10 protein-coding genes are annotated in these 10,948 nt (G+C 54.5%); 4 read left to right on the forward strand and 6 right to left on the reverse strand.

Annotated features, from left to right (window positions below; genetic code table 11):
- Positions 1–701: adenylate/guanylate cyclase domain-containing protein (locus VI895_13200; protein HLG20755.1), on the reverse strand; the 701-nt coding region annotated here is incomplete at its 3' end.
- 197 nt (positions 702–898) lie between these two features.
- Here VI895_13200 and VI895_13205 point away from each other — a divergent pair.
- On the forward strand, positions 899–1,174 hold the full coding sequence (locus VI895_13205; protein HLG20756.1) for a hypothetical protein: 276 nt from the start codon (positions 899–901) through the stop codon (positions 1,172–1,174).
- Here the strand turns inward: VI895_13205 and VI895_13210 are convergent.
- Both VI895_13210 and VI895_13215 read right to left on the reverse strand, forming a co-directional pair.
- Complete coding sequence (locus tag VI895_13210; GenBank protein ID HLG20757.1) at positions 1,149–1,910, reverse strand: helical backbone metal receptor; 762 nt, start codon at positions 1,908–1,910, stop codon at positions 1,149–1,151. The genes VI895_13205 and VI895_13210 overlap by 26 nt on opposite strands.
- A 10-nt stretch (positions 1,911–1,920) precedes the next feature.
- Entirely contained in the window at positions 1,921–3,579 is a 1,659-nt protein-coding gene (locus VI895_13215; GenBank protein HLG20758.1) for a sigma 54-interacting transcriptional regulator, read from the reverse strand.
- Between the two features lie 132 nt (positions 3,580–3,711).
- Here VI895_13215 and VI895_13220 point away from each other — a divergent pair, with 132 nt between their 5' ends.
- Entirely contained in the window at positions 3,712–4,347 is a 636-nt protein-coding gene (locus tag VI895_13220) for a DedA family protein (protein HLG20759.1), read from the forward strand.
- Between the two features lie 248 nt (positions 4,348–4,595).
- Here the strand turns inward: VI895_13220 and VI895_13225 are convergent, their stop codons facing one another.
- The gene (locus VI895_13225; protein ID HLG20760.1) at positions 4,596–5,972 is read right to left on the reverse strand and encodes an aspartate aminotransferase family protein; all 1,377 of its coding nucleotides are present in this window, start codon (positions 5,970–5,972) and stop codon (positions 4,596–4,598) included.
- 95 nt (positions 5,973–6,067) lie between these two features.
- On the opposite strand from VI895_13225, the gene VI895_13230 reads away from it, so the two are divergent.
- Both VI895_13230 and VI895_13235 read left to right on the forward strand, forming a co-directional pair.
- Positions 6,068–8,548: an MMPL family transporter gene (locus VI895_13230; GenBank protein HLG20761.1), complete on the forward strand. Its 2,481-nt coding sequence runs from the start codon at positions 6,068–6,070 to the stop codon at positions 8,546–8,548.
- The gene (locus VI895_13235; protein HLG20762.1) at positions 8,548–9,573 is read left to right on the forward strand and encodes a histone deacetylase; all 1,026 of its coding nucleotides are present in this window, start codon (positions 8,548–8,550) and stop codon (positions 9,571–9,573) included. Before VI895_13230 ends, VI895_13235 begins: the two co-directional genes overlap by 1 nt.
- Before the next feature lie 329 nt (positions 9,574–9,902).
- Here the strand turns inward: VI895_13235 and VI895_13240 are convergent, their stop codons facing one another.
- Together VI895_13240 and VI895_13245 are read right to left on the reverse strand one after the other, a co-directional pair.
- Positions 9,903–10,052 carry a hypothetical protein gene (locus VI895_13240; GenBank protein HLG20763.1) on the reverse strand — a complete coding sequence of 50 codons (150 nt, stop codon included), beginning with the start codon at positions 10,050–10,052 and terminating at the stop codon, positions 9,903–9,905.
- Positions 10,053–10,371: 319 nt separating this feature from the next.
- A complete protein-coding gene (locus VI895_13245) occupies positions 10,372–10,845 on the reverse strand; it encodes a hypothetical protein (GenBank protein HLG20764.1) in 474 nt (157 codons plus the stop codon).
- Positions 10,846–10,948 lie beyond the last annotated feature (103 nt).

A 10,948-nucleotide genomic window follows, 5' to 3' on the forward strand; every position in this document is an offset into this window, starting at 1 on the left:
TGCTTAAATGGGGAACGCTCCCACCGTTCCGCACGATGCGGGTTGAGCCCTTTCACGCAGAAGACGGAAATCGGTTCGCTTTTCCCTTTGACCTCGATGTTCCCTAGGTCTTCGTACAGAAACACGTCGCCGGCCGAGCGCTTGGCCTCTTCACTGATCATGATTTCGTTCGGAGGCGCGTTGGTCTCCAGCCGTGAGGCAAGGTTCACGGCGTCTCCCATAACGGTGAAATCCTGCTCCCGCCCTTTGCCGATCCGTCCGGTGACGACCAAACCGGTGTTCACGCCGACCCGAACTCCGATCCGAATTTCCCGCTCGGCCAGAATGCGGTTGATCTCCTGAAATTTGTCCTTCATTCCGAGGGCCGCGCGAAGCGCTTGTTCGCAGTCGATTTCCGACGCTTGCCGGCTTCCGAACAGAGCCATCAGACGGTCCCCTTCGTACTTGTCGATGAAGCCGCTGTACTTTTCGATCTCGTTCGTAAGAATCTTGAAGCAGTTGTCGATGATGAGTTGAACGTCTTCGGGATCGAGCTTTTCGCTCATCGCCGTAAATCCCTGGATGTCGAGGAAAAGAATCGTGACGATTCGCCGTTCTCCCTCCTTGAGAACGGGAACGGGAGTCTTCGCGCGAGTGGTAGTCGGCTGGGAGAGCTTGTCGAGATCGGAACGGAGAACTTCCGACCAGGCGGAATTCAGCATAACTTCTTGAATATTTTCACAATTTACCCCTTGTCACAAGCGACGAACCGGGGCGTCCGGGCCGCGGCCTGTCGCACCCATGGCCCTTCTTTCCGACCTCAATTCCTTCGACTAAAGGCTTTGGTTTTAAGGCCTTAGAGAGGTAAGGTAACGCGGACCGGCTGGCATAACGCGTGCAGCCGGAAGTTCCATCTATGATGCCGATAAACAAAACGATTCGAACGGCCCGAATTGCGATGGCTTTGTTATTTGCAATCGGGTTCGCGGCGCCGGCGTTTTCGAAAGAAGCGCCTTCAGCAAGCCCGAAGCATGTGCGCGAAGTCTTTTCACAAACCGAGGACGCGCGCTTTCAGTTGGCCGCCGAGGCTCTGGGGGATGAAAGCTTAATCGATTTCTTGAAACGATCGATCGACGATCCCACCGTGGACACCAAGATCCGCGACGTCCTCAAGACACTGCTTCAGACTCAATAAGCCGGCGAAGTTCGCTAAGGCCTTCGCGCACGCGAGGGCCAAACCAGGTCAGATTTTCTCCGGAAATGAACTCGACTCGCGTTCGAAGACCGGCTTCCTGCGTCTTGCGCGACCAATCGGAACGATCCGATTGTGTGAATGCGTACGGTTCACTGGGCAGTAAGAGCAGATCCGGCCTAGCCGCCAAGATGTCCTGATCCGTGACTTGAGGGTACCGATTCTCGGGTTGAGAAAACGGATTGTCTCCTCCGGAGACCCGAATGAGGTCGTCGCTGTAAGTCTCTCCTCCGATCGCCATCCAGGGGTCTTTCCAGATGAGCGTGACTACACGCTTACGTTTCCGCGGCTTCGTATGTTGAAGCTTCTCAATAGTGGCTTCGCACTCCAAAATGATCTTGTGGGCGGTATCTTGTTTTTCGCAGATCGCTGCCAATTCTTTCATCAGAGGAACCACGTCGGCCACTCGCGTCGGGTACGTGACCCAGACGGTAAGTCCTGCCCGGCCCATGGCTTCAACGTCTTCCTTCCGGTTCTCCTCCCGATTTGCGATCACAAAATCCGGATGGAGATCGAGGATCTTCTGAACTTTCGGCGTCTTCGTCCCGCCGACCACGGGAATCGATTCCACTTTTCCCTTCGGTTGAATGCAAAAGCTCGTTCGTCCCACCGGAAGCTTGCCGAACAGGATTAGATTTTCCGTGATGCTCGGAACGAGGGACACGACTCGCTGGGACATTTTGATCGGATCAGATTCGACGGCGGTCGAGCCGATATTTCATGATCTTTTTGTTCAGTCCCTGGCGGGTGATTCCGCAGAGGCGGGCCACTTTCGTCTTATTCCAATGGTGTTTGCGGAGATACTTGCTGAGCATGTTGCGCTCAAAGTCATCCACCATTTTCTTGATAAATCCCTCCTCGTCCTCATCCCCCGCTTTAATCCCTTCCGGATAGGTCTCGTAGAAGAATTTCTTCGAAAGATCCTTGGCCTTAATCAAGGAATGGCTGCTCCGCAGCGCCACGAGCCGTTCGATTTCGTTTCGCAGTTCGCGCACGTTTCCGGGCCAATAATATTCCTGGAAGACCTGCATGACTTCGCTGGAAAGCGTGATCCCTTCCTTGCCCGTTTTCTGCTGGAACTCGCTCAGGAATTGATGGATCAACAGAGCCGTGTCGTCCGGCCGGTCGCGAAGCGGCGGGAGGGTGAGTTCCACGACCGCCAGCCGGTAATAAAGATCCTCCCGGAATTTGGCCAGCTCGATCAACTTTCGGAGGTCCCGATGCGTCGCCGAGATGATGCGAACATCGACCTGCCGCATTTCGGTATCGCCCACGCGCATGAACGTTCCCTCCTGAATCAATCGCAAAATTTTCACCTGCAACGCGAGGGACATTTCCCCGACTTCATCCAAGAAGATGGTGCCGGTGTCGGCGACTTCGAAGAGGCCCTTTTTGTCGGCCACCGCGCCCGTGAACGCTCCCTTCTTGTACCCGAATAGCTCCGCCTCCAAAATCGTGTCGGTCAGCGCGGCGCAATTGATCGTCACCATCGACTTTCCCGCGCGAGGCGAATGTTCGTGAATCAGTTTTGAAACCAATTCCTTTCCCGTCCCCGATTCCCCGTAAATAATGACCGAACTTTCAGAGGCGCCGATCAGTTTGATTTGGCGGATGATGTCCAAAATAATCGGATTTTTCGTGATCAGTCCGCGATAATTGAACTGATCCATTTCGCTGGTGGCTTTTTCGTCCTTATTCGTCTCTTGGATGTAGTCCGAAATCTCCTGGGAGAGCATTCCCATGAGGTTGTTCACGACGGCGATCTTCTCGCTCGGGAAATACGGAAGTTTTTTCATGTGGTCCTGAACGTCCTCGGACTGCAATTGGAGCGGAGCCACTTTCTCTTCCAGCTTGGCCTGCATGAGACTGTCCGGCTTCCCGGAAGCAAATTCACCGCAACGGAATATGCCGACGACCCGGTCGTGCAAACGAACCGGAACCGCCATCTCGATCAAGCCGGCGTGGCACTCTTTCGTCACCACGTCCCCCTTGTTGATCGCGTCCTCCACGACTTTGAGGCAGTCCTCCCGACAACGACTCAATCCTTCGGCGTTTTTCTGAATGAACGCACAATAGGGCTTGAGCTGTTTCAAAACGAAAGGGGTCTCCGCTTCGGACAACATCTTTCGAGATCCATGTCCCAGATATTTCTTGCGCGCGTCCTTCCGGCGGTTGGCCCGCGTTAGGTAGACGGCCGAAACCTCCAAATTGGACATAGCGTCCATGATCTTTCGGGTGACCCGCAGTTGGGCGACGCGGTCCCAGTCGATCTTCTCCGTTTCCTCGTCATGGAGCGGACCTTCAGTTCCCAGCTTCTCTTCTACGACTTCTTCCTTGGCCAGGGACATGGGGGATTATCCTAGCGTAACAAAACGGTTAAGCGCAAACAAAAGGTACAGGGAGTAAAGTTCCCGTCGTTGACGTATTTCATCTCTTTGTATTATCGTGCTCGCCCGAATTTTCTAGTCAAGAACGAAACGGTGGAATTCATTTTCGAGTGGTTGTCGGCGGCCCCCGGGACGGTTGCATTTGCAGCGGTCCTCTTCGTTATTTTGATATGCGGCCTTGGGCTCCCGTTGCCCGAGGAGTTCCCTCTCCTCGCGGCCGGCTACCTGGCTTACATGGGCGACGTCAGCCTGAAAATCGGTATCCTTTTCTCCCTGGCCGCCATCGTCGGCGGAGATTCTCTCCTCTTCCTGATCGGCCGCAAGCTCGGGAACCGCATCTTCGAGTTTCCACTCTTTGCGAAGTTGCTCCACCCCGGACGAATGAAGAAGGTGAACGAATATTTCCACAAATACGGGAATCGGGTCGTCTTTGTTGCGAGATTCATGGCCGGCATTCGGGGAACCATCTTTATTACGGCCGGGATCTTGCAAATGCCGTACCGAAGATTCTTGGTTTGGGACGGCCTGGCCGCCATCATCAGCGTTCCCCTGGTCATATCGATCGCGTATCACTTCGGAGAAGACATCGAACTCGGAATGCAGCAAATTCGGCGGACGGGCCACACCCTTTTCGCCGTCGCCGCGATCGCCGTTCTCGGCCTATCGTTGATTATTTGGTGGATGAAGAAGCGTCGCCGGCTCGACGAGTCAACTCCGGGCCGAACTTAGAACCGAACTCTACAAATTTCTCTTAAATTTCGAGTGATGATTCTTGGATTCCAAAATTCGGCTTTCTCCCGGGCTTCGAATCCTCGTCCACGCCTCGGTCGCTCCGGCGAGGGTCCCTCGTCTTCCGCGGCGCACCACAAGGTGGCGAGGCGGGGGTCCCCATTGCGAGCCAGTGGCGAGACGATGGGGGTGCACGCCGAGACCGGAGCCCGTAATGCTACTTCGAGAAACTCAAGGAGAATCTTGGCTTACCGAACAGCGTGTTTCGCCAGGCGCGATCCAACTTCCCATATCGGTCCGGGAAGTCGGTGGCAATCATCCATCACGCCGTCAAACGCTTTTATGAAATCGCGGATGTCCTGTTCCGTCACACAAAGAGCCGGCGCGAGTTTCACCACGTCCATATTGTGGCCGGCCACTTGCGTCAGCACATGATGCTTATCCAGTAGCGGCATGATGATGGCCTGGGCGAAAAGCCCGGCGTCCGCCTTGTGCAACAGATTCCAAGCCATTTTGAGCTTTAAAGATTTCGGCGCGCCGAATTCCACGCCAACTAAAAGGCCTCGTCCGCGAACCTCTTTGAGGAATTCGTATCGGTCCTTTCGAAGCCGAAGTTCTTCCATCAGAAGGTTTCCCATCCGATCGGCATTTTCGACGAGACGATCCTCCTCAAGAACGTGCAGAGCCGCCAATCCGGCCGCCATGGCCATGGCGTTTTGACCGAACGTCGTCGAATGCACGACACATCGATCCAGGCGACTGAAGACTTTTAAGAAAATGTCCCTTCGTCCGACGACGGCGCTCACCGGCACCTGCCCGCCCGAGAGCGATTTGGAAATGATGACCAGATCCGGCTCCAGATTCCAATGCTCGAGGGCCAAGAATCGTCCGGTTCGGCCCATTCCGGTCTGGACCTCGTCGACGACAAAATAGGTTCCATATTTCCGGCAAAGCTTTTGCGCCCCGATCAAATAGTCGGGACCGGGAACATGCACCCCTTTTCCTTGAATCGGTTCCACGATAAACGCGCCCACATCTTTTGTGGAAAGGGCGCGGTCCAGGGCGTCAAGATCGTCGAATGGAACCGCATCACAGCCCGGAAGGAACGGTCCAAAACTTTCGCGAAAATGCTCGTCGCCGTTGACCGAGAGAGATCCGTACGTCAGCCCATGAAAGGCTCCGGCCGTATATACCGTTCTCGCGCGACCGCTCGCCGCATGGGAGAACTTGAGCGCCGTTTCAACGCCCTCCGTTCCCGAGTTGCCGAAGAAAACCGTATCGAGACCCGCCGGCATCCGTTTGACTAATGCCTCGGCCAATAGGCCCGATATCAGGGGAGCATCCATTTTCACCAGGTTCGGATAGTCGAGATCCAAGTATTCTTTGAGGGCGGCTTTGACGGCCGGATGGTTGCGCCCTAGGTTAAAAACACCGTAACCGCAGACAAAATCGAGATAGCGATTCCCCTCGCCGTCGAAAAGGTAGGCTCCTTCGCCCCTCGTATAAACACGGTCGAAACCGATGATTTTGAGGACCTTCGCGAATGTCGGATTAATGTACCGATCGTGGAGCGCGTAGTTCTCGCCCTGCCGTTTCTCGATCAATTCTCTTACGTTTATGGCCATTGCGTCGGCTCTGGTACCAGATTTCCGATTTGAACGAAAGGGCGGTCCATTCTCCGATTCTTTGCTAGAATATAGCGCTTCACATCATGCACGGAGTGAACGCTCATTCATTGGCCCGAAGTTTTCACCGCCATCCCGTCCTATGGCTCTTCTTCCTCGGTCTCACCCTCATGCCGACCGGCCTCCTCTGCACCCGCTTGTCGCTGCAGAGCGACTTCAAGCGACTCTTGCCTCAAAACAAACCGAGCGTCGTCGAGCTGGACCGGTTTGTGGAACATGTCGGAGGAATCGGGAATCTCATCGTAGCGATCGAATCGGAGGACTATCGCGCTACCGAACGATTTATTGATGATCTTGTCGTACGTCTGAAAACGTTGCCCAAAGAGTACGTCCGGAACGTTGAATACAATACGAAAGATGTCCGGAATTTCTATACGAACAACAAGTACCTCTACCTGGACCTCGAAGACCTGAGAGGAATCCACGATCGGCTGGCTCGAAAAATTCGCTACGAGAAACTGGCCCACAACCCCTTTTATATCGCCTTGGAAGAGGACAAGGCGGAGTTCGACTTAAGCGACATTGAAGAGAAGTACAAAGGCAAAACGTCCAAATACGACAACTATACGGACGGTTACTTTTTCGGAGAACGGAATCGTCTTGCAGCAGTCTTGATCCGTCCGTACGGCGCCTCCACCGGCACCGACTTCGCGAAAATCCTGGTCGCAAAAGTACGAACGATCGTCGAAGATTTGAATCCCCGGAGTTATCACCCGTCCCTCAAAGTGAGTTTTACAGGAAAATACCAGCAGACCTTGGACGAATACTCACAGCTCATCCGGGATGTCTTGGAAACCTTGGCTCTTTGTCTCGGTCTGGTGGCGCTTGCGCTTTACCTTTACTTCCTGCGGTTCCGCGTCATCTGGCTGTTGGCGTCCGCGCTGATTGTAGGTGCCACGTGGACGTTCGCCTTGACGCAACTCCAGATCGGATATCTGAACACGCAGACGGCATTCTTGGGGAGCATCATCGTCGGCAACGGCGTGAACACCGGCATCATTCTGCTGGCACGCTACCTTGAAGAACGAAGGCAGAGTGACAATATCGAGCATGCTCTGGCTGTGGCTATACGCACGACCTGGAGCGGAACACTCACCGCTGCGATGACCACGAGCGCGGCGTTCGCAGCCCTCGGGCTTTCCGAAATCAAGGGCTTCAGTCAGTTTGGATTTATCGGGGGCATCGGAATGACGCTCTGCTGGATCGCGACATACGTCGTAGTCCCCCCGCTTCTCGTCTTATCGGAGCGCGCGCTACCGCTCGTCCGGGAGGGGCGGATGGTCTCCAAGCAATGGGAAACGATCCTTTACCCCGTGTCGGCTCTCGTTTCCTATTCCCCGAAGATCGTCGCGAGCTTCGGTATCCTGCTTCTGGCCGCGTCGGCCTATTTCATGCGCCGCTTTCTTCCGGATTCACTTGAGTACGACTTCTCGAAACTTCGTAACCGGCCGACGGTCAGTCAAGGACAAAAGTCAATCAAATCCCGCGTCAACGACATCTTCGGCGAAACCCTCTCTCCCGCCGTCATCCTCTTGGACAACGAAAAGCATGCGCCCGATGCGTGCATGACGATCATGGGCCGGGAAGCGACGTATCCCGAATCCGAAAAATACATTGAATCCTGCCGGACGATTTATTCCTTCTTACCCGATCGTCAGACTGAAAAACTGAGGACCCTGGAAAAAATTCGCGGTCTTTTGGCCGATCATTCGCTGAAATTCTTAAAAGATGAATATCGAAAAGAGCTGGAGGAATTTCGCAAGGCGGTCAATCTGCGAAAGCTCGAGGTAGCCGACGTTCCCGCATCCATCCGTCAGAATTTCGAGGAATTGAACGGCCGGCTCGGCCGGATCGTTTACGTTTATTCTCGGGAGGAGGTCAACCTCAACAACGGAAAGCTTTTGATGGCCTTTTCGGACCGCCTCAGCGACGTCCGGCTTTCCGACGGCAGCGTCGTTCACATGTCGGGGGAAGGCCGTATCTTCGCGGATCTCTTGCGAGCCATCGTTCATGACGGCCCGATTGCGACGTTTTTTTCCTTTTTGGCGGTGGTCCTGATTGTCGTTCTAAATTTCAGGAGGTCGCGGCCGATCATTTACGTCATCGGCGGTCTCGTCGTCGGAATGATTTACATGCTTGGATTGCAGTCTCTCCTCGAAATCAAGCTCAACTTCTTCAATTTCATTGCGCTGCCGGTCACGTTCGGCATCGGCGTGGACTACGGCGTCAACTTGCTTCAGCGCTACCGGTTTGAAGGGCGAGGCTCCATCCGCCGGGTCTTGGGCGCCGTGGGCGGAGCGATCTTGCTCTGCTCCATCACGACCACCGTAGGATATGCGACGCTGCTTACGGCGAAAAATCAGGCGTTGGCTTCATTCGGCTGGCTCGCCATGCTCGGCGAACTCGCCTGCCTCTTTGCGGCGATCGTGATCATGCCGGCGATTCTTCATTCCCTGGATAAACACCACTCCTTTCCGCTTACCGTGATTCCTGGAGAAAAACAGGTAGCTGGATAATGCCTTTTTGGGTGTTCGAGAATCCGTTGTTTCAGAAACATCGGTCGCCGATGCCGCATCCGGAAATACCGGAGCGCCTGGCCGCGATCGAAGAAGAATTGAGCGCCCATCCTCCGCCGCACATGAAAATAAAGAAAAGTAAGAGAAAGGCTTCGAACGACGAGCTTTGCCTTGTCCACACGGAGAGGTTGATTGAACAAATCGCGGGAACCGCCGAAAAACCTTTTACTCAGCTCGATCCGGACACCTACGCTTGTTCAGACTCCTACCAAGCGGCCCGGGTCGCGGCGGGTACGCTCCTGGAATCGGTGGACCGGGTCTGCCGAAAAAAAATCGATCGGGTTTTCGCCTTGGTCCGGCCTCCCGGCCACCACGCGGAACGCGATCGAGCCATGGGCTTTTGTCTGTTTAATAATGTGGCACTCGGAGCCGCCTATGCCCTTTCGCGCCACAAAAAGAAGCGGGTCGCGATTTTTGACTTCGATGTCCACCACGGCAACGGAACCCAACATATTTTTTACGATCGCCCCGACGTTCTCTATCTCTCCCATCATCAATACCCGTTCTACCCGGGCACGGGGAATTGGTCCGAAATCGGCGAAGGGAACGGAAAAGGAATGACGGTGAATTGCCCCCTCCCCGCGGGGTGCGGAGACGGGGAAGTTTTATATATGTTCGACCATCTCTTCGAGCCGGTATTAAGACAATACGGACCGGACATTCTGTTTTTATCCGCCGGTTTCGACGCTCACGAACGAGATCCGTTGGCCCAACTCAACGTCACGGACCGGGGTTTCCTCCAGCTCTTTCTTCGACTCGAAAAGTTTGCCCGGGATACCGAGACACCTCTAATCTACACACTGGAAGGCGGATATGATTTTCAGGCGTTGGCGCGCGGAGCCAGTGCGGCGATCGGCGCCTTAGAAAGCAAAATCCCCCTCGACAGCGAGCGATGCTCCACGCCCCTCTGCCTCGATCTTCTGAGACAGGCGAGAAGTACGTTCAGCCCTTTTTGGGAGCTCTAGCCGCCTGCCGCTGAAATAAATTTAGCAATAGAGCGGTCCTGCGCTTTTGGAGTTCGGGTCACTCCCGGGCTTCGTCTCCTCGTTGTTCGCATAGCTTCGTGTCGCTTCGGTTCGACAACAATTCAGATGAGGTTCGGCTGATTGAGGCCGGGGGATGTTTAAACGAAGCCCAATATCTTATTGTTTTCATTAGGCTATTCGCGGTTTCCTGATTTGTTAGAAATCGACTTGCTGCGCGATAATTAAGGCATGAAATACGTAAGAAACACTCTATCGTTAGGTGTAGTCGGCTTTTTTGGAATTGCTGTCGTCTCGAAGCCGAATGTGGATCAGCAAATATGGGAATCCACGAATCCGGTCAAAATCGCCGGATTTGGCGCCCAGATCCTCGGTGCAAATTCGGCGGCCACTGCGATTTTCAGCACGTTACCAAACATCGCGAGACCGGCGGTCGTGTACCAGCTGATCGTGGATCCCACCCATAAAACCCCGTCTGGTTTTCAGTAGAGTTATGACCCCTCTCCTTTAATTCCAAAATATCCATTGTGTCCCGGAGAAGACATCGGTCGAGGAGCGACTGGCGGAGAATCCCGTCACGACCCGGGAGCGGAGGCGGTAGGGAAACGGATACGGGCGCGCCACTTCGTGGTGCGCCGCGGAAGACGAGGGACCCTCGCCGGAGCGACCGAGGCGTGGGCGAGGATTCGGAGCCCTGGAGCAAGGCGACCGATGTCTTCTCCGAAACGGAAAGAATTTCTATGAAATTGCCGAAGACGGGATAGGAGAAGGCTATCCTTCTTATTCCGGGGGTTGGCCGGTCGCGTTCTTGACGGCGTCTTTATATTTCCGCGCGGCGGCCGCGTTCGAATCTTCTATGCTCTCTTGAACGTTCTGTATGATGCCGACCGCTCTTCGTGCTTCCCTCTGCACCGCCACTTCAAAACCGATCCCAGGATGGAGGACGACCAGATCGGCGGGACGACGATAGTAGAATTTGATGTTTAAACGGTCCCCCGCTCCGTTAAATTCAATTGTGATGTCCTGGGGATCGACCTGGACATCGTACCGGGCGAGCAATTTGTTGATTTCCGCTTTCACTTTTTCCGAATTCGCATCCCTGGATAGAAGGGTGTTGTCCCCCAGCACCGCTACTTCGTTTTCCAACGTGCTGTTGTCGAAGTAGAGTTGCCCGATGCGAAAACCGACAAATCCACCCACCAACAAGACGACGAGAATGACCCAAATTGCCGCTCCGCCGCGATCGTTTTTCATGCCTTGTATCTTAGTTCGTTCAGCCTTCGGCGTCATCGAACTTCTGATCGTCATGGTCGTGGTTCTTCTGATGGCCTGGAAAGCCATGGACGCGTTTCGGCGA

The sequence above is a fragment of the Bdellovibrionota bacterium genome (assembly GCA_035292885.1).
Lineage (GTDB): Bacteria > Bdellovibrionota_G > JALEGL01 > JALEGL01 > DATDPG01 > DATDPG01.